The sequence below is a fragment of the Pseudomonas sp. NY15374 genome, assembly GCF_048068255.1.
GTDB lineage: Bacteria > Pseudomonadota > Gammaproteobacteria > Pseudomonadales > Pseudomonadaceae > Aquipseudomonas > Aquipseudomonas machongensis.
On record NZ_JBLUPZ010000007.1, the window covers coordinates 273,714 to 290,040 of the forward strand.

The following is a 16,327-nucleotide window of genomic DNA, read 5'->3' on the forward strand; positions in this document are numbered from 1 at the left end:
CGGTGCTCAGCGCAGGCCGCGTTGCAGCTCGTCGAGGTCACGGATGTACTTGAACACCTTGCGCGCAGCGGCAGGCGGCTTGTTCCGCGCCTTTTCGTGCTGGGCATGGCGGATCAGCGAGCGCAGTTGCTGGCGATCGGTATCGGGGAACTCCTGGACGAAGCGCTCCAGGTCTTCGTCGTTGCCGTCGATCAACCGGTCGCGCCAGCGCTCGAGGCCGTGGAAACGTTCGTTGTACTGGCGCGTGGAGCTGTCTATCTGCTCGAGCAGCGCATGGATAGCCTCCAGGTCCTGTACGCGCATCAGCTTGCCGACGAACGACATGTGGCGTTTGCGGGCACCGTGGGCGGTGTGTTTGGACGCTTCCTCCAGTGCTTTGCGCAACTCGTCGGTGAGTGGCAGGCGCGCGAGGATATCGGGCTTGAGCGTGGTGAGGCGCTCGCCGAGTTCGACCAGCGCATGCAGCTCGCGCTTGATCTGGGTCTTGCTTTTTTCGCCGTTGAAGGCGTCGTCGTATGAATCAACCATGGTGGCAGTCCGCAGGAAATCGCCGCCATGATAACCAGTCGGGGGCCGCTTTGTCCGGCCCGGTCGAAGAATGGCCCTCGCCGAACGCAGAATTTGAGTGGAGAAAACCATGAGTGCAGTCCAGAGCGTAGGTCCTAAGGACCTGCCAGCGTTGCAGGAGCAGGTCGAGGCGATCGTTGCCGAAGCGCGCCGCCAGGGCGCCAGCGCCTGCGAGGTGGCGGTTTCGCTGGAGCAGGGCCTGTCCACAAGCGTGCGCCAGCGCGAGGTCGAAACAGTCGAGTTCAACCGCGACCAGGGCTTTGGCATCACCCTCTACGTGGGCCAGCGCAAGGGCTCGGCCAGTACTTCGGCGAGCGGTCCGGAGGCTATTCGCGAAACAGTGGCTGCTGCATTGGCCATTGCCAAGCACACCTCCGAGGATGAGTGCTCGGGCTTGGCCGACGCGGCACTGATGGCGCGTGAAATGCCCGACCTCGACCTCTACCACGATTGGGACATCGAGCCCGAGCGTGCCATCGAGATGGCCCTGGAGTGCGAGGCGGCCGCCTTCGATGCCGATAAGCGTATTCTCAATGCCGACGGCACCACCCTCAACACGCACCAGGGCGTGCGGGTGTATGGCAACAGTCACGGCTTCATCGGTGGCTACGCCTCGACGCGCCACAGCCTGAGCTGTGTGATGATCGCCGAAGGCGAAGGGCAGATGCAGCGCGACTACTGGTATGACGTCAATCGCCAAGGCCAATTGCTGGCCGACCCGCGCAGTATTGGCCAGCGCGCTGCCCAGCGTGCCGCCAGCCGTCTGGGCGCACGTCCAGTGCCGACCTGCGAGGTGCCGGTGCTGTTCGCTGCGGAACTGGCTGGCGGGTTGTTCGGCAGCTTCCTGTCGGCGATCTCTGGTGGCAACCTTTACCGCAAGTCGTCGTTCCTTGAAGGCACCCTGGGCCAGCGTCTGTTCCCGACCTGGCTGACCATCGACGAGCGTCCGCACATTCCACGTGCGCTGGGCAGTGCCGCGTTCGACGGCGATGGCCTGGCCACTTATGCCAAACCGTTCATCGACAAGGGCGAACTGGTGTCCTACATCCTGGGTACCTACGCCGGTCGCAAGCTCAAACTGCCCAGCACCGCCAACGCAGGCGGGGTGCATAACCTGTTCGTCACCCATGGCGTCGAAGACCAGGCTGCACTGATCCGTCGCATGGGGCGCGGCTTGCTGGTGACCGAGCTGATGGGGCATGGCCTGAACATGGTAACGGGCGACTACTCCCGTGGCGCTGCGGGTTTCTGGGTGGAGAACGGTGAAATCCAGTTCCCGGTCCAAGAAGTGACCATCGCCGGCAATATGAAAGACATGTTCCAGCAGATTGTGGCGATTGGCAGCGATATTGAAACGCGCAGCAATATTCACAGCGGTTCAGTGCTGATCGAACGAATGACCGTCGCCGGTAGCTGACGGCGCACCGCTGACCCACGCTTGACGACAAACCCGGCCATCGCGCCGGGTTTTTTGTTTGTGGCTCCGCCCTTGAAGTGATTCTAATTATCAATTAATAATGAATATCATTATCCAGCAACCCCGGCGATGATGTTCATGAAAACCGTCCTCCACGAATTGCCCTACCTGGAAAACTGGCGCTGGTTGAGTCGGCGCATCCGCTGTGCCCTCGAGCCGGACGAACCGCGGCTGATCGAACACTATCTGGCCGAGGGGCGCTATCTGGTCTGTTGCACCGAGACCTCGCCCTGGACCGTGGCGTTGACCTCCTTCCGTCTGCTGCTGGATACCGCCTGCGACCGCATGTTGCCCTGGCATTGGCGCTGCCAGTGCCTTGATCAGGCCTGGCGCCCGCTGCTTGACCTGCGCAACCTCGACCGTTGCGAGCAGAACGAGCGCTGGCAGCCCTATGCGATGCAACTGGCCAGTTGCGTGTTGCTGCCTTCGATTTCCCCCGATGAACTGATGCAAGGATCCGATGATGAGTAATACCCGTATCGAGCGTGACAGCATGGGCGAACTGCAGGTGCCTGCCCAGGCGCTGTATGGTGCCCAGACCCAGCGCGCGGTCGACAACTTCCCGGTCAGCGGCCAGCGCATGCCGCTGCAATTCATTCGGGCACTGCTGTTGGCCAAGGCCGCAGCAGCCAAGGCCAACATCGCGCTGGAGCAACTGAGCGCGGAGCAGGGCGGTGCCATCGTCAAGGCGGTCGAGCAACTGCTTGCCGAGGACTTCATCCAGCATTTCCCGGTGGACGTGTTCCAGACCGGCTCCGGCACCAGCTCCAACATGAACGCCAACGAGGTCATCGCAACCCTGGCCAGCCGGGTGCTAGGTGACAAGATCAACGCCAACGACCATGTCAATTGCGGTCAGAGCAGCAACGACATCATTCCGACCACCATTCATGTCAGCGCGGCGCTGGCCCTGCACGAGCAACTGCTGCCGGCGCTGGGGCATCTGGTTCAGGTGATCGAGGCCAAGGCTGTCGAGGTTCACCGTTACGTCAAGACCGGCCGCACCCACCTGATGGATGCCATGCCGGTCCGCATGAGTCAGGTCCTGGGTGGCTGGGCGGCACAGATCAAGGGTGCCCAAGCGCATCTGGAAGCCACCTTGCCCGCCCTGCAGGCGCTGGCCCAGGGCGGCACAGCGGTCGGCACCGGGATCAATGCCCACCCGCAATTCGCCGTGGGCTTTGCCCGTGAACTGAGCGACCTGACCCGTATCCCGTTCACCCCTGGGGAAAACCTGTTCGCCCTGATCGGCTCCCAGGACACGGCCGTGGCGTTGTCCGGCCAGCTCAAGACCACCGCTGTCGCGCTGATGAAGATCGCCAACGACCTGCGCTGGATGAACTCAGGCCCCCTGGCCGGGCTTGGCGAAATCGAGCTCGAGGGGCTGCAACCGGGCTCTTCGATCATGCCGGGCAAGGTCAACCCGGTGATTCCCGAGGCCACTGCGATGGTTGCCGCGCAGGTTATCGGCAACGACGCGACCATCGCCGTCGCCGGCCAGTCGGGTAATTTCGAACTCAATGTCATGCTGCCGGTGATCGCCCGCAACTTGCTGGAGAGCATCGAGCTGATGGCCAATGCCAGTCGCCTGCTGGCAGATAAGGCGATCGCCAGCTTCAAGGTCAATGAGCCGAAGCTCAAGGAGGCGCTGTCGCGCAATCCGATCCTGGTCACGGCACTGAACCCGATCATCGGCTACCTCAAGGCCGCCGAGATTGCCAAGACCGCCTACAAGCAAGGTCGCCCGATCGTGGAGGTGGCGCTGGAGCATACCGACTTGTCGCGTGATCAGCTCGAGGCCCTGCTGGATCCGGAAAAACTCACCGCTGGCGGTATCTGATCCACGGTCCTCGCCCAGGAGACACGTCATGCAGCATTGGAAACGCACTACGGAAACCGCTAATCGCCTGTTCGACCAAGGCGAACTGGTAGACGCCCGGGAGCACTACCTGCAAGCCCTGGCCCTGGCGCAGGTGCTGTTCGAGCGCTGGCATGACGTTGACGAGGCGGTGGCGGCCTTTGTCATCGCCCACCACAACCTGGCTGACCTGCACCTGCGCCTGAATCAGCCCCACGAAAGCGCCGATTACCTGTGTGCGGCCCATCAGCGGCTGCTACAGGCCAGTCAGGAGCCGCGCCTCCCCCAGGTCCTGCGTGATGCCGCGTTGCGCCACAGCGGGCGTACCTACACCGAGCTGTTGAGCTTTATCGCCGAATACGGCCAGTACCCACGCACCGAGCGCTTGCTCAATCGCCATGTGCCTGAAGCAAGCGAACTGGCTGCCCGGCCGGATGCCACCCACCGTTCACCTGCATACGGAATTCACTGACATGCCCCACACCTTGCCTGCACTGCCTTACGCCTACGATGCGCTGGAGCCGCACATCGATACCCAGACCATGGAGATTCACCACAGCAAGCACCACCAGACCTATGTGAACAACCTCAACGCCGCCATCGAAGGGACCGAGTGGGCCGAATGGCCGATCGACAAGCTGGTCGGCGCGGTCAAGCAGTTGCCCGAAAAGCTGCAAGGAGCGGTGATCAATCAGGGCGGCGGCCACGCCAACCATGCGTTGTTCTGGACCGTGATGTCACCCAAGGGCGGTGGTCAACCCCAGGTGCAGGTCGCCCAGGCCATCGATACGCAGCTCGGCGGCTTCGAGGCGTTCAAGGAGGCGTTCACCAAGGCCGCGCTGACCCGTTTCGGCAGTGGTTGGGCCTGGCTCAGCGTGACCCCGGCCAAGACGCTGGTGGTGGAGAGCAGCGGCAACCAGGACAGTCCGCTGATGCACGGCAACACACCGATCCTGGGGTTGGACGTGTGGGAGCACGCTTACTACCTGAAGTACCAGAACCGTCGTCCGGAATACATCGGTGCCTTCTACAACGTCGTCGATTGGACGGAAGTTGAGCGTCGCTACCTTGAAGCCCTGAAGTGAGTCGATCTGTCATGCGCTCCGAGGTGATGTCTGTCAGCAGTGTGCGCCTGTTCCGACTGGCGCTTGGGACTTTGCTGTTGCTTGTCGGCACCGCGCTGTTGGTGGCGCGGGGCATCGCCTGGTTGGACCTGGAGCCGCGCATGTTACGTGCGCTTGAAGGCGGTGCATTGTGCGCACTGGGCACGGCGCTGGGCGCGGTACCGGTGCTGGTGATCCGCAATATGCCGGTGGCGGTGGCTGACACCTTGCTTGGCTTCGGTGCCGGGGTGATGTTGGCAGCCACCGCGTTCTCTCTGATCATCCCGGGCCTTGATGCGGCTCAGTCCATTGGCTTCAGCCCTTGGGGCGCCGGTGGCCTGGTCAGTGCCGGGTTGTTGTTCGGGGCGCTGTGCCTGTTCCTGGTCGACTTGAGAATCTCCGGGGTTTCGCCGGAGTCCATGGTCGGGCAAGGCAATCAGCCGGTGATCGCTGCGCGGATCTGGTTGTTCGTGGCCGCGATCATCGCGCACAACATCCCGGAAGGCATGGCTATTGGTGTTTCCGCTGGCGGCGGCATGCCAGACGCCGACAGCCTGGCCATGGGCATTGCCCTGCAGGACGTGCCGGAGGGGCTGGTGATCGCGTTGGTGTTGGCAGGTGCAGGGATGTCGCGGTTCAAGGCCTTCCTGATCGGTGCTGCATCCGGGCTGGTGGAGCCGGTGGCGGCGGTGATCTGTGCCTGGCTGGTGAATGTTGCCGAGCTGCTGCTACCGCTTGGGCTTGCGTGTGCGGCAGGAGCGATGTTGCTGGTGGTGACCCAGGAAATCATTCCCGAGTCACGCAGCAATGGCAATCATCGCCTGGCAAGCCTGGGGTTATGCATCGGCTTCTGCCTGATGATGGTGATGGACACTGCGATGCCCTGAGGCTGTCAGGCAAGGGACGGGGCGGGAGCTTACTCGCCTTCGTCGAAATAATTGTTGATCAGCGCCACCAGCGCATCCAGTGCGTCGTTGTCCTGCTCGCCTTCGGTTTGCAGGTGCACTTGGGTGCCTTTGCCCGCGGCCAGCATCATCACTGCCATGATGCTCTTGCCGTCCACCAGCTTGTCGGGGGCTCGCCCGACCCGAACCTGGCAGGGGAACTTCCCGGCCACGCCGACGAACTTGGCTGCCGCCCGGGCGTGCAGGCCCAGCTTGTTGATGATGGTGATTTCGCGGGCGGGCATCGTGGGGTGGATCCTGTGGGTTAGAGGTCGCGGTGACGGACCTGGACGTTTTTCAGGGTTTGCTGCAGCAGTTGTCCGAGGCGCTCGGTGATATAGACAGAGCGGTGGTGTCCGCCGGTGCAGCCGATGGCGATGGTGACGTAGGCGCGGTTGCTGGCGGCAAAGCGCGGTAGCCACTTCAACAGGTAGCTGGAGATGTCCTGGAACATTTCCTCGACGTCCGGTTGTGCTGCCAGGTACTCGATCACTGGCGCTTCAAGGCCCGAGTGCTCGCGCAACTCGGGTTTCCAGTAAGGGTTTGGCAGGCAGCGCACGTCGAACACCAGATCGGCGTCCACCGGCATGCCGCGTTTGAAACCGAAGGATTCGACGAGAAAAGCGGTGCCGGGTTCAGGCTGGTTGAGCAGGCGCAGCTTGATCGAGTCACGCAGCTGGTAAAGATTAAGGCTGGTGGTATCGATCTTGAGGTCGGCGAGGTCGGCGATGGGGCCGAGCAGTTCGCTTTCGACGCGGATCGCTTCGGCGAGCGAACGGTCCGCGTTGGTCAGCGGGTGGCGACGGCGGGTTTCGGAGAACCGCTTGAGCAGCGTGTCCTCGTCGGCGTCCAGGTACAGCACGTCACATTGTATGTGACGTGCGCGCGCGTCCTCGAGCAATTCGGGGAAGCGCGACAGATGGCTTGGCAGGTTGCGCGCATCGATGGACACGGCGACCTTGGGTTGCATCAGTTCGGTATTGATCAGCGCGTTTTCCGCCAACTGCGGCAGCAACCCGGCGGGCAGGTTGTCGATGCAGTAGTAGCCGTTGTCTTCCAGCACATCGAGCGCGGTGCTCTTGCCGGAGCCGGACCGGCCGCTGACGATGATCAGGCGCATGTTCAGTGCTCGTTCTGTGCGTCCAGGACTACCTGGTAGAGGGCTTCGCTGCTGTCGGCGGCACGCAGGCGATCACGGACTTCCTTGCGATCGAGCATGCTGGCGATCTGGCGCAGCAGTTCGAGGTGGGCATCGGTGGCCGCTTCCGGGACCAGCAGCACGAACAGCAGGTCCACGGGGGCGCCGTCGATGGCGTCGTAGTCGATGGGAGCGTCCAGATGCAGCAGGGCGCTGACGGGGGCAGTGCAACCTTCCAGGCGGCAGTGTGGAATGGCGATGCCATTACCGAAACCGGTGGAGCCCAGTTTTTCGCGAGCGATGAGCTTCTCGAAGACGTCTTGCATCGCAAGCTCAGGTACTTGCTCGGCAATCAGGTTGGCGACCTTTTCGAGGGCGCGCTTCTTGCTGCCGCCCGGCACGTTCACGAGGGAACGGCCGGGGGTCAGGATGGTTTCAAGTCGGATCATGGATGAGGGGGATCAGCGGGCAGCTGCACCTTGCAGCAGGCTTTGCTGTTTTTCCTTGTGTTTTTTCAGTTGGCGGTCGAGCTTGTCAGCCAGTGCGTCGATCGCGGCATACATGTCTTGGTGTTCGGCGTTGGCGACCACTTCGCCGCCGGGAATCTGGAGTGTCGCTTCAACCTTCTGCTGCAGCTTTTCGACTTTCATGATCACCGTTGCATTGGTGATCTTGTCGAAATGTCCTTCCACGCGGGCGAGCTTCTCGAGCACGTATTCGCGCAGTGGTTGGGTGACTTCTACATGCTGGCCACTGATGTTGACTTGCATACAGCTTCTCCTTTGTTGCCCGTGCATAAAGAGGCAGGTATTGCACCTGCCACTGAAACGCTGTGGCACATCCCGGCGCTACATCAATCGCTTGCGCTCGCTCGACGGGGCAATCCCCAGCGATTCGCGGTACTTGGCGACGGTGCGGCGGGCTACCTGGATGCCTTGTGCCTCCAGTAAACCAGCGATCTTGCTGTCACTCAATGGCTTTTTCTGATTTTCCGCGGCCACCAGTTTCTTGATGATCGCGCGGATCGCCGTAGACGAGCATTCGCCGCCTTCGGCGGTGCTCACGTGGCTCGAGAAAAAGTATTTCAATTCGTAGATGCCGCGGGGGGTGTGCATGTACTTCTGTGTGGTGACCCGCGAAATGGTCGATTCGTGCATGCCTACCGCTTCGGCAATGTCGTGCAGCACCAGCGGTTTCATGGCTTCGTCGCCATGATCGAGGAAGCCGCGTTGATGTTCGACGATTTGCGTGGCCACTTTCATCAGCGTCTCGTTGCGGCTTTGCAGGCTCTTGATGAACCAGCGCGCTTCCTGCAGCTGGTTGCGCATGAAGGTGTTGTCGGCGCTGGTGTCGGCGCGGCGGACGAAGCCTGCATACTGCGGATTGACTCGCAGGCGAGGCACCGCTTCCTGGTTCAGTTCGACCAGCCAGCGGTCGCTGTCCTTGCGTACGATGACGTCCGGGATCACGTACTCCGGCTCGCTGGATTCGATCTGCGAACCCGGGCGCGGATTGAGGCTTTGCACCAGCTCGATGACCTGGCGCAGCTCGTCTTCCTTGAGCTTCATGCGACGCATCAGCTGGCTGTAGTCGCGGCTGCCGAGCAGGTCGATGTAGTCGGTGACCAGGCGCTGGGCTTCGGCCATCCACGGCACGCTCGCCGGCAGCTGGCGCAGTTGCAGCAGCAGGCATTCGCCCAGGTTGCGGGCGCCGACGCCGGCCGGCTCGAATTGCTGGATGCGGTGCAGCACCGCTTCGACTTCATCCAGCTCGATGTCCAGCTCGGGATCGAACCCGGCGCAGATTTCCTCGAGGCTGTCTTCCAGGTAGCCCTGGTCGTTGATGCTGTCGATGAGGGTGACCGCGATCAGGCGGTCGGTGTCGGACATCGGTGCCAGGTTGAGCTGCCACAGCAGGTGGCTCTGCAGGCTTTCGCCGGCAGAGGTGCGGGTGGTGAAGTCCCACTCGTCGTCATCGTTGCTTGGCAGGCTGCTGGCACTGGTCTGGTAGATGTCTTCCCAGGCCGTGTCGACCGGCAGCTCGTTGGGGATGCGCTCGTTCCACTCGCCTTCTTCGAGGTTTTCCGTGCTGACGGTAGTTTCCTGGAAGCTGTTGTCCTGGGCTTCGGCGGCAGGTTTGCTTTCGCCGTTTTCCGCCATTGGATCGCTGTTGTCGAAGTCGTCGCCGTCTTCCTGACGTTCGAGCATCGGATTGGACTCCAGCGCTTCCTGGATTTCCTGCTGGAGGTCCAGGGTGGAGAGCTGGAGCAGACGGATGGCCTGTTGCAACTGCGGGGTCATCGTCAGTTGCTGGCCCATTTTTAGGACGAGCGATGGTTTCATGGCTGGGGCTTAATACCTTGTTCGCCGGCGCGCATGCGCCATCCACTACAGGGCGCCGGAGCGCCAAATCTTAAGCAAGTTATATGCCTGAAATTGTAGCGTTTGCCTAGAGCACTGTAACACTTAAGCCCGTTTCACCAGGCATTTCCAATGCTCCAGGCCGCTCCCGGGCGTCAGAGTCGGAACTCGTGGCCCAGGTAGACTTCCTTGACCAACTGGTTGGCCAGGATGGTCTCGGCGTCGCCTTCGGCGATCAGTTGACCATCGTTGACGATATAGGCGGTCTCGCAGATGTCGAGCGTTTCGCGCACGTTGTGGTCGGTGATCAGTACGCCGATGCCCTTGGCCTTCAGATGGTGGATGATCTGTTTGATATCACCCACGGAAATCGGGTCGACGCCGGCGAAGGGTTCGTCCAGCAGGATGAATTTCGGCGCAGTCGCCAGGGCGCGGGCAATTTCGACGCGACGGCGTTCGCCACCGGACAGGCTCATGCCGAGGTTGTCGCGGATGTGGCTGATATGGAACTCCTGCAGCAGGCTTTCCAGCTCCTTGCGCCGTCCATCGCGGTCCAGGTCCTTGCGTGTCTCGAGGATGGCCATGATGTTGTCGGCGACCGACAGCTTGCGGAAGATCGACGCTTCCTGCGGCAGATAGCCGATGCCTGCCTGGGCCCGGCCATGCATGGGCTGGTGGCTGACATCGTTGCTGTCGATGAGCACGCGGCCCTGGTCGGCCTGGACCAGCCCTACGATCATGTAGAAGCAGGTGGTCTTGCCGGCGCCGTTGGGGCCGAGCAGGCCGACGATCTGGCCGCTGTCGATCGACAGGCTGACGTCACGGACGACCTGGCGGCCCTTGTAGCTCTTGGCCAGGTGCTGGGCTTTGAGGGTTGCCATTTACTCGGCCTTTTTCTTCGGTTGGATCACCATGTCGATACGCTGACGAGGTGCGGTCACGTTACCACCACGGCCAGCGGTCGCCACCTGGGTCTTGGTGTTGTAGACGATCTTCTCGCCTTCGGTGGTGTTGCCTTCGTTCTCGACCTTGGCGCGGTCGGTGAGGATGACGATATCCTTCTGCGCCTGGTACTGGATGGTGACGGCCCAGCCCTTCATCTTGTCGGGTTTTGCAGCGCTCTGCTGTTGCTCGAAGTAGGCCAGGTTGCCCACCGAGGTCACGACGTCGATGTCGCCGGAGGCGGCGCGAGTCATGGTCACGGTGTTGCCTTTGATCATCATCGAGCCCTGGGTGATGATCACATCGCCGGTGTAGGTGGCAACGCCCTGTTTGTCGTCCAGATGCGCGTTGTCCGCCTGGATGCGGATTGGCTGGTCACGGTCGTTCGGCAGGGCCAAGGCGCTCGCGCTTCCCAGTGCTGCGCTCAGGCTGAGCAAAAGGGGGAGGGTTTTAACGAGCCTCATACTGTCCTCTTACGTTGGACAGCAGGTCCATCCTGCCGTCTTCCAAATATGCTTTCATTCCTACACCCGTAGTCGTGCCACCGGCGCCGTCGATTCTAACGGCTTGGGCGGTCTGCGCATATTGCTTCTGCGGGAACACCGTCATGCGGCTACTGGTGATCAGGGTGTCGCGTTGTTTTTCGTCGGTGCGGGCGATCCGCACGTTGTCGATCAGTTCGACCTCGGTACCGTCCGGGTTGACCTCGGCGCGCACGCTCTGCACATGCCATGGGAACGCTGTCCCACGGTAGATGTGCATGTCTGGCGTGGTCACCAGGGTGACTTCGCTGGCCTTCAGGTGCTCGACCTTGTCCGCGGTCATTTCGTATTGCAGCCTGCCGTCGGGCAGGTACTGTACGCTGTGGGCGTTGATCGCATAGTAGTCGATGGCGCTTTCGTCGACCTGGGCCGTGGGCTTGTCGAGGAAGCTCTCGGGGCTGATGTTCCAATAGCCGACCGCCACCAGCAGCGCAGCGATGGCTGCCAGCAGCACGGCATTTCGAAGTTTCTTGCTGAGCATGGCGTGGCCTACAGGTAATGGGCGTTGGCAGCGTCCAGGGTACCCTGGGCCTGCATGATCAATTCACAGAACTCGCGGGCTGCGCCTTCGCCGCCGCGTGCCTGGGTGACGCCGTGGGCGTGCTCGCGGACGAAGGTCGCGGCATTGGCCACGGCCATGCCCAGGCCCACCCGGCGGATTACCGGGAGGTCGGGAAGGTCGTCGCCCAGGTAGGCGACCTGCTCGTAGCTCAGGCCCAGCTCGGCGAGCAGGCCGTCCAGCACCACCAGCTTGTCTTCGCGGCCCTGGAACAGGTGTGGAATGCCCAGGTTCTTTGCCCTGCGCTCGACCACGGGGGTCTTGCGTCCACTGATGATCGCGGTGGTTACGCCCGAGGCCATGAGCATCTTGATGCCGTGGCCATCGAGGGTGTTGAAGGTCTTGAATTCGCTGCCGTCCTCGAGGAAGTACAGGCGGCCGTCGGTCAGCACGCCGTCCACGTCGAAGACGGCCAGCTTGATGGCTTGGGCGCGTTGCATCAGGTCCTGGGTCATTTACATCACTCCGGCGCGCAGCAGGTCGTGCATGTTCAGGGCGCCGGTCGGACGATCCTGGTGATCGACCACTACCAGTGCGCTGATCTTGTGGTCTTCCATGATCTTCAAGGCTTCGGCGGCGAGCATTTCGGCGCGGGCGGTCTTGCCGTGAACGGTCATGACTTCGTCGATGAGCGTCTTGTGCACGTCGATGTTGCGATCCAGGCTACGACGCAGGTCGCCGTCGGTGAAGACGCCGGCCAGGCGGCCGTCATGCTCCATGACCACGGTCATGCCCAGGCCCTTGCGCGACATTTCCAGCAAGGCGTCCTTGAGCAGTGTGCCGCGCTGCACCTGGGGCAGTTCGTCGCCCGCGTGCATGACGTTCTCGACTTTCAACAGCAGGCGACGGCCCAGGGCGCCACCCGGATGGGAGAACGCGAAATCCTCGGCGGTGAAGCCGCGAGCCTCGAGCAGGGCGATGGCCAGGGCATCGCCCAGGACCAGGGCGGCGGTGGTGGACGAGGTGGGTGCCAGGTTCAGCGGGCAGGCTTCCTGGGCGACGCTGGCGTCGAGGTTGACTTCTGCAGCCTGTGCCAGTGGTGAGTCGGGCTTGCCGGTCAGGCTGATCATCTGGATGCCCAGGCGCTTGATCAGCGGCAGCAGCGTGACGATCTCTGCGGTGCTGCCGGAGTTGGACAGGGCGAGGATGACATCGTCGCGGGTGATCATGCCCATGTCGCCGTGGCTGGCTTCGGCCGGGTGCACGAAGAACGACGGGGTGCCGGTGCTGGCGAGGGTGGCGGCGATCTTGTTGCCGATATGGCCGGACTTGCCCATGCCGACCACGACAACCCGCCCCTTGCTGGCCAGGATCAGCTCGCAGGCCTTGACGAAATTGTCGTCGATACGGGCCCGCAGGCCTTCTACGGCCTCGAGTTCCAGGCGCAGGGTGCGCTGGGCGGATTGGATCAGCTCGCTGGATTGGCTCATGTCGAAAAAGCAATGCCTGATGAAAAGGCGCCGATTATAGCGGCAATGTTTGAAACGCTCACCTTCGAGTTGTCGTAGGCAGTTGCAAAATTGCTGTACGGTGCCTGAACGACTCGGGGAAATGGCCTTGGGGACAACTTTGCGCGGTGCTATAGTTCGCCGCTATTCGGCCCGCCAGGGATGCGTGTGCCTTCATGATGAAGGCAGGCGTCCATGTAGACGAGGCTGCATTGCAAGGAGTCTAGATGAGTTCGGATAGCGCCTACGCGGTCGAGTTGAAGGGCGTCACCTTCAAACGCGGTTCGCGCAGCATTTTCAGCAATGTCGACATCCGTATCCCCCGCGGCAAGGTCACTGGCATCATGGGGCCTTCCGGGTGCGGCAAGACAACCCTGCTGCGCCTGATGGGCGCGCAGCTGCGCCCCTCCAGTGGCGAAGTCTGGGTAGGCGGGCAGAACCTGCCGGCCCTGTCGCGCAGCGACCTCTTCGATGCCCGCAAGCAGATGGGGGTGCTGTTTCAGAGTGGTGCGCTGTTCACCGACCTGGATGTCTTCGAGAACGTGGCCTTCCCGCTGCGCGTGCACACCCAGTTGTCCGACGAGATGATTCGCGACATCGTCCTGATGAAATTGCAGGCCGTGGGCCTGCGCGGTGCCATCGACCTGATGCCGGACGAGCTGTCAGGCGGCATGAAGCGCCGTGTGGCGCTGGCCCGGGCGATTGCGCTGGATCCGCAGATTCTCATGTACGACGAGCCTTTCGTCGGCCAGGACCCTATCGCCATGGGCGTTCTGGTGCGCCTGATCCGCCTGCTCAACGACGCCCTGGGCATCACCAGTATCGTCGTCTCGCACGACCTGGCCGAGACCGCGAGCATTGCCGACTACATCTATGTGGTCGGTGATGGCCAGGTGCTGGGGCAGGGCACGCCGGACGAACTGATGGGGTCGGACAACCCGCGTATCCGCCAGTTCATGAAGGGCGATCCGGACGGTCCGGTGCCATTCCACTTTCCTGCGCCAGACTACCGCGCCGATCTGCTGGGGACGCGTTGATGCGCAGAAAATCCATACTCGAACGCATTCGCCTGTTCGGGCGCGCCGCCATCGACGTGCTGGCCGTGCTCGGGCGCTCGTGCCTGTTCCTCTTCCATGCCCTGGCCGGACGTGGCGGCATCGGTGGCGGCTTCCAGCTGTTGACCAAGCAGCTCTATTCGGTGGGTGTGCTGTCGCTGGCGATCATCGTGGTATCCGGCATGTTCATCGGCATGGTGCTGGCCCTGCAGGGCTATAGCATCCTCACCAAATACGGCTCCGAGCAGGCCGTCGGCCAGATGGTCGCCTTGACGCTGCTGCGCGAGCTGGGACCGGTCGTCACGGCGCTGCTGTTCGCCGGGCGTGCGGGTTCGGCGCTGACGGCCGAGATCGGCAACATGAAGTCCACCGAGCAGCTCTCCAGTCTGGAGATGATCGGTGTCGACCCTCTCAAGTACATCGTCGCCCCGCGCCTCTGGGCCGGCTTCATCTCGCTGCCGCTGCTGGCGCTGATCTTCAGCGTGGTCGGCATCTGGGGTGGATCGTGGGTGGCCGTGGACTGGCTGGGGGTCTATGAGGGCTCGTTCTGGGCCAACATGCAGAACAGTGTTTCTTTCAGCGATGACGTGATCAACGGGCTGATCAAAAGCCTGGTGTTTGCCTTCGTCGTCACCTGGATCGCCGTATTCCAGGGGTATGACTGCGAACCCACTTCAGAGGGGATCAGCCGTGCCACCACCAGGACCGTGGTCTATGCCTCGTTGGCAGTCCTGGGTCTGGACTTTATTCTGACCGCCTTGATGTTTGGAGATTTCTGATGCAAAACCGCACCCTGGAAATCGGTGTCGGCCTGTTCCTCCTGGCCGGGATCCTGGCGCTGCTGCTGCTGGCCCTGCGTGTCAGCGGCCTGTCGGCCAGTCCGACCAGCGACACCTATAAAGTTTATGCGTACTTCGACAATATCGCCGGTTTGACTGTCAGAGCTAAAGTGACCATGGCCGGTGTGACCATCGGCAAGGTCACGGCCATCGATCTGGATCGCGATTCCTATACCGGTCGGGTCACCTTGCAGCTGGACAAGTCGGTCGACAATCTGCCGACCGATTCCACTGCTTCGATCCTGACCGCCGGGTTGCTCGGCGAGAAGTACATCGGCATCAGCGTGGGCGGTGAAGAGCAGGTGCTCAAGGATGGCAGCACCATCCACGACACCCAGTCGGCCCTGGTGCTGGAAGATCTGATTGGCAAGTTCCTGCTCAACTCCGTTGGCAAGGAACCGAAAGAAGCCCAACCAGCTAATTGAGGAGTTTCCATGATTTCGATCCTGCGACGTGGCCTGCTGGTCCTGCTGGCGGCCTTCCCCCTGATGGCCCTGGCGGCGCCGGGCCAGTCTCCGCGCGACGTGGTTCAGGGCACCACCACTGAACTGCTGTCCGACCTCAAGGCGAACAAGGCGCAGTACAAGTCCAACCCGACCGCTTTCTATGATGCGCTCAATCGCATCCTTGGCCCGGTGGTCGACGCTGACGGCATCTCCCGGAGCATCATGACCGTCAAGTACTCGCGCAAGGCCACGCCCGAGCAGATGCAGCGCTTCCAGGAGAATTTCCGCCGCAGCCTGTTCCAGTTCTACGGCAACGCACTGCTTGAATACGACAACCAGGGCATCACCGTCGATCCAGCCAAGCCGGATGATGGCCAGCGTGCTTCGGTGGGCATGAAAGTGTCTGGCAACAATGGCGCGGTATACCCGGTCCAGTACACCCTGGAAAACATCGGTGGTGAGTGGAAGGTGCGTAATGTCATCGTCAATGGCATCAATATCGGCAAGCTGTTCCGCGACCAGTTCGCCGACGCGATGAACCGTAATGGCAACAACCTCGACAAGACCATCGACGGCTGGGCTGGCGAAGTGGCCAAGGCCAAGGAAGCTGCCGACAGCTCTCCCGAGAAGACGGTCAAATGAGTGAAGCCGACATGACGATGACCGAGCCGGGTGTCTTGCGCCTGGCCGGTGTGCTGGACTATCGCAGCGGGCCGGCCCTGCGCAAGCAGGGCAAGGCGTTGATCGCCGCCAGCCGCGAGCAGCGGCTGGTGCTCGACTGCTCGGCCGTGAGCAAGTCCAGCAGCGTGGGGTTGTCATTGTTGCTGGCGTTCATGCGGGATGCCCAGGCTGCTGGCAAGGCCTGGGAAGTGCGCGGCATGCCTGCAGACATGCGTGAAATCGCCGAGGTCTACGACCTCGATGAAGTGCTGGCGGGCTGATGGCCCGTCATCAAGGGAAGGCCCCTCGGTCAGCGCGTCCTCGTATGGGCTTCGCAGGCGAGGGGCTTTTTTGTATCATGGCCGACCCGCGCGCACTGGGCGCCGATT

The 16,327-nt window shown here is 62.2% G+C and carries 22 protein-coding genes; 11 read left to right on the plus strand and 11 right to left on the minus strand.

The genetic code is table 11. The features are described from left to right. Positions 1–6: 6 nt before the first annotated feature. Complete coding sequence (gene yjgA / locus ACNFHO_RS16885) at positions 7–528, minus strand: ribosome biogenesis factor YjgA (RefSeq protein ID WP_416766905.1); 522 nt, start codon at positions 526–528, stop codon at positions 7–9. Positions 529–637: 109 nt separating this feature from the next. Here yjgA and pmbA point away from each other — a divergent pair, with 109 nt between their 5' ends. From pmbA to ACNFHO_RS16915, 6 genes are all read left to right on the plus strand, one after another. Further along, positions 638–1,984: a metalloprotease PmbA gene (pmbA, locus tag ACNFHO_RS16890; protein ID WP_063543156.1), complete on the plus strand. Its 1,347-nt coding sequence runs from the start codon at positions 638–640 to the stop codon at positions 1,982–1,984. Positions 1,985–2,113: 129 nt separating this feature from the next. After that, positions 2,114–2,515 (plus strand): FagA protein, encoded by a 402-nt coding sequence (locus ACNFHO_RS16895; RefSeq protein WP_082421003.1) that lies wholly within the window; start codon positions 2,114–2,116, stop codon positions 2,513–2,515. Further along, a complete protein-coding gene (locus ACNFHO_RS16900) occupies positions 2,508–3,884 on the plus strand; it encodes a class II fumarate hydratase (protein ID WP_153772673.1) in 1,377 nt (458 codons plus the stop codon). Before ACNFHO_RS16895 ends, ACNFHO_RS16900 begins: the two co-directional genes overlap by 8 nt. Before the next feature lie 28 nt (positions 3,885–3,912). Next, positions 3,913–4,374 (plus strand): hypothetical protein, encoded by a 462-nt coding sequence (locus ACNFHO_RS16905; RefSeq protein WP_063543161.1) that lies wholly within the window; start codon positions 3,913–3,915, stop codon positions 4,372–4,374. Position 4,375: 1 nt separating this feature from the next. Further along, complete coding sequence (locus ACNFHO_RS16910; RefSeq protein ID WP_416766906.1) at positions 4,376–4,987, plus strand: superoxide dismutase; 612 nt, start codon at positions 4,376–4,378, stop codon at positions 4,985–4,987. Positions 4,988–4,998: 11 nt separating this feature from the next. After that, complete coding sequence (locus ACNFHO_RS16915) at positions 4,999–5,892, plus strand: ZIP family metal transporter (RefSeq protein ID WP_416766911.1); 894 nt, start codon at positions 4,999–5,001, stop codon at positions 5,890–5,892. Positions 5,893–5,921: 29 nt separating this feature from the next. Here ACNFHO_RS16915 and ACNFHO_RS16920 read toward each other — a convergent pair whose 3' ends face one another. The 10 genes from ACNFHO_RS16920 to ACNFHO_RS16965 form a co-directional block, all read right to left on the minus strand. Beyond that, positions 5,922–6,194 (minus strand): HPr family phosphocarrier protein, encoded by a 273-nt coding sequence (locus ACNFHO_RS16920; protein ID WP_065863251.1) that lies wholly within the window; start codon positions 6,192–6,194, stop codon positions 5,922–5,924. A gap of 20 nt (positions 6,195–6,214) precedes the next feature. Then, on the minus strand, positions 6,215–7,069 hold the full coding sequence (gene rapZ, locus ACNFHO_RS16925) for an RNase adapter RapZ (RefSeq protein ID WP_063543167.1): 855 nt from the start codon (positions 7,067–7,069) through the stop codon (positions 6,215–6,217). Positions 7,070–7,071: 2 nt separating this feature from the next. Beyond that, the gene (ptsN, locus tag ACNFHO_RS16930; protein WP_054894383.1) at positions 7,072–7,536 is read right to left on the minus strand and encodes a PTS IIA-like nitrogen regulatory protein PtsN; all 465 of its coding nucleotides are present in this window, start codon (positions 7,534–7,536) and stop codon (positions 7,072–7,074) included. Positions 7,537–7,548: 12 nt separating this feature from the next. Further along, on the minus strand, positions 7,549–7,857 hold the full coding sequence (hpf, locus tag ACNFHO_RS16935) for a ribosome hibernation-promoting factor, HPF/YfiA family (protein ID WP_054894382.1): 309 nt from the start codon (positions 7,855–7,857) through the stop codon (positions 7,549–7,551). Positions 7,858–7,935: 78 nt separating this feature from the next. After that, positions 7,936–9,429, minus strand: coding sequence for an RNA polymerase factor sigma-54 (locus ACNFHO_RS16940; protein WP_063543169.1), 1,494 nt, complete (start codon positions 9,427–9,429; stop codon positions 7,936–7,938). A gap of 173 nt (positions 9,430–9,602) precedes the next feature. Continuing rightward, positions 9,603–10,328, minus strand: a complete 726-nt coding sequence (lptB, locus tag ACNFHO_RS16945; protein ID WP_054894380.1) for an LPS export ABC transporter ATP-binding protein — start codon at positions 10,326–10,328, stop codon at positions 9,603–9,605. After that, positions 10,329–10,853 carry a lipopolysaccharide transport periplasmic protein LptA gene (lptA, locus tag ACNFHO_RS16950; protein ID WP_054894379.1) on the minus strand — a complete coding sequence of 175 codons (525 nt, stop codon included), beginning with the start codon at positions 10,851–10,853 and terminating at the stop codon, positions 10,329–10,331. Further along, positions 10,840–11,412, minus strand: a complete 573-nt coding sequence (gene lptC / locus ACNFHO_RS16955; RefSeq protein WP_054894378.1) for an LPS export ABC transporter periplasmic protein LptC — start codon at positions 11,410–11,412, stop codon at positions 10,840–10,842. The genes lptA and lptC overlap by 14 nt, the downstream gene beginning before the upstream one ends. Positions 11,413–11,420: 8 nt before the next feature. Further along, positions 11,421–11,945: a KdsC family phosphatase gene (locus tag ACNFHO_RS16960; RefSeq protein WP_054894377.1), complete on the minus strand. Its 525-nt coding sequence runs from the start codon at positions 11,943–11,945 to the stop codon at positions 11,421–11,423. Continuing rightward, the gene (locus tag ACNFHO_RS16965; RefSeq protein WP_054894376.1) at positions 11,946–12,920 is read right to left on the minus strand and encodes a KpsF/GutQ family sugar-phosphate isomerase; all 975 of its coding nucleotides are present in this window, start codon (positions 12,918–12,920) and stop codon (positions 11,946–11,948) included. It abuts the gene before it with no gap. 245 nt (positions 12,921–13,165) lie between these two features. On the opposite strand from ACNFHO_RS16965, the gene ACNFHO_RS16970 reads away from it, so the two are divergent. Genes ACNFHO_RS16970 through ACNFHO_RS16990 form a run of 5 tightly spaced genes read left to right on the plus strand, consistent with a single transcriptional unit; the run spans position 13,166 to position 16,219 of the window. Next, positions 13,166–13,975 carry an ATP-binding cassette domain-containing protein gene (locus ACNFHO_RS16970; RefSeq protein WP_054894375.1) on the plus strand — a complete coding sequence of 270 codons (810 nt, stop codon included), beginning with the start codon at positions 13,166–13,168 and terminating at the stop codon, positions 13,973–13,975. Continuing rightward, positions 13,975–14,772, plus strand: a complete 798-nt coding sequence (gene mlaE / locus ACNFHO_RS16975) for a lipid asymmetry maintenance ABC transporter permease subunit MlaE (protein WP_063543173.1) — start codon at positions 13,975–13,977, stop codon at positions 14,770–14,772. Before ACNFHO_RS16970 ends, mlaE begins: the two co-directional genes overlap by 1 nt. Next, the gene (mlaD, locus tag ACNFHO_RS16980; protein ID WP_054894373.1) at positions 14,772–15,257 is read left to right on the plus strand and encodes an outer membrane lipid asymmetry maintenance protein MlaD; all 486 of its coding nucleotides are present in this window, start codon (positions 14,772–14,774) and stop codon (positions 15,255–15,257) included. The genes mlaE and mlaD overlap by 1 nt, the downstream gene beginning before the upstream one ends. 9 nt (positions 15,258–15,266) lie before the next feature. Then, positions 15,267–15,920, plus strand: a complete 654-nt coding sequence (locus tag ACNFHO_RS16985) for an MlaC/ttg2D family ABC transporter substrate-binding protein (RefSeq protein ID WP_063543175.1) — start codon at positions 15,267–15,269, stop codon at positions 15,918–15,920. Continuing rightward, positions 15,917–16,219 (plus strand): STAS domain-containing protein, encoded by a 303-nt coding sequence (locus tag ACNFHO_RS16990; protein WP_054894371.1) that lies wholly within the window; start codon positions 15,917–15,919, stop codon positions 16,217–16,219. Before ACNFHO_RS16985 ends, ACNFHO_RS16990 begins: the two co-directional genes overlap by 4 nt. Positions 16,220–16,327 lie beyond the last annotated feature (108 nt).

What these genes read in the sequence shown, in the direction of transcription:
- yjgA (WP_416766905.1), bottom strand. Translation starts at nt 528, where the DNA reads ATGGTTGATTCATACGACGACGCCTTCAACGGCGAAAAAAGCAAGACC.
- pmbA (WP_063543156.1), top strand. Translation starts at nt 638, where the DNA reads ATGAGTGCAGTCCAGAGCGTAGGTCCTAAGGACCTGCCAGCGTTGCAG.
- ACNFHO_RS16895 (WP_082421003.1), top strand. Translation starts at nt 2,114, where the DNA reads ATGATGTTCATGAAAACCGTCCTCCACGAATTGCCCTACCTGGAAAAC.
- ACNFHO_RS16900 (WP_153772673.1), top strand. Translation starts at nt 2,508, where the DNA reads ATGAGTAATACCCGTATCGAGCGTGACAGCATGGGCGAACTGCAGGTG.
- ACNFHO_RS16905 (WP_063543161.1), top strand. Translation starts at nt 3,913, where the DNA reads ATGCAGCATTGGAAACGCACTACGGAAACCGCTAATCGCCTGTTCGAC.
- ACNFHO_RS16910 (WP_416766906.1), top strand. Translation starts at nt 4,376, where the DNA reads ATGCCCCACACCTTGCCTGCACTGCCTTACGCCTACGATGCGCTGGAG.
- ACNFHO_RS16915 (WP_416766911.1), top strand. Translation starts at nt 4,999, where the DNA reads ATGCGCTCCGAGGTGATGTCTGTCAGCAGTGTGCGCCTGTTCCGACTG.
- ACNFHO_RS16920 (WP_065863251.1), bottom strand. Translation starts at nt 6,194, where the DNA reads ATGCCCGCCCGCGAAATCACCATCATCAACAAGCTGGGCCTGCACGCC.
- rapZ (WP_063543167.1), bottom strand. Translation starts at nt 7,069, where the DNA reads ATGCGCCTGATCATCGTCAGCGGCCGGTCCGGCTCCGGCAAGAGCACC.
- ptsN (WP_054894383.1), bottom strand. Translation starts at nt 7,536, where the DNA reads ATGATCCGACTTGAAACCATCCTGACCCCCGGCCGTTCCCTCGTGAAC.
- hpf (WP_054894382.1), bottom strand. Translation starts at nt 7,857, where the DNA reads ATGCAAGTCAACATCAGTGGCCAGCATGTAGAAGTCACCCAACCACTG.
- ACNFHO_RS16940 (WP_063543169.1), bottom strand. Translation starts at nt 9,429, where the DNA reads ATGAAACCATCGCTCGTCCTAAAAATGGGCCAGCAACTGACGATGACC.
- lptB (WP_054894380.1), bottom strand. Translation starts at nt 10,328, where the DNA reads ATGGCAACCCTCAAAGCCCAGCACCTGGCCAAGAGCTACAAGGGCCGC.
- lptA (WP_054894379.1), bottom strand. Translation starts at nt 10,853, where the DNA reads ATGAGGCTCGTTAAAACCCTCCCCCTTTTGCTCAGCCTGAGCGCAGCA.
- lptC (WP_054894378.1), bottom strand. Translation starts at nt 11,412, where the DNA reads ATGCTCAGCAAGAAACTTCGAAATGCCGTGCTGCTGGCAGCCATCGCT.
- ACNFHO_RS16960 (WP_054894377.1), bottom strand. Translation starts at nt 11,945, where the DNA reads ATGACCCAGGACCTGATGCAACGCGCCCAAGCCATCAAGCTGGCCGTC.
- ACNFHO_RS16965 (WP_054894376.1), bottom strand. Translation starts at nt 12,920, where the DNA reads ATGAGCCAATCCAGCGAGCTGATCCAATCCGCCCAGCGCACCCTGCGC.
- ACNFHO_RS16970 (WP_054894375.1), top strand. Translation starts at nt 13,166, where the DNA reads ATGAGTTCGGATAGCGCCTACGCGGTCGAGTTGAAGGGCGTCACCTTC.
- mlaE (WP_063543173.1), top strand. Translation starts at nt 13,975, where the DNA reads ATGCGCAGAAAATCCATACTCGAACGCATTCGCCTGTTCGGGCGCGCC.
- mlaD (WP_054894373.1), top strand. Translation starts at nt 14,772, where the DNA reads ATGCAAAACCGCACCCTGGAAATCGGTGTCGGCCTGTTCCTCCTGGCC.
- ACNFHO_RS16985 (WP_063543175.1), top strand. Translation starts at nt 15,267, where the DNA reads ATGATTTCGATCCTGCGACGTGGCCTGCTGGTCCTGCTGGCGGCCTTC.
- ACNFHO_RS16990 (WP_054894371.1), top strand. Translation starts at nt 15,917, where the DNA reads ATGAGTGAAGCCGACATGACGATGACCGAGCCGGGTGTCTTGCGCCTG.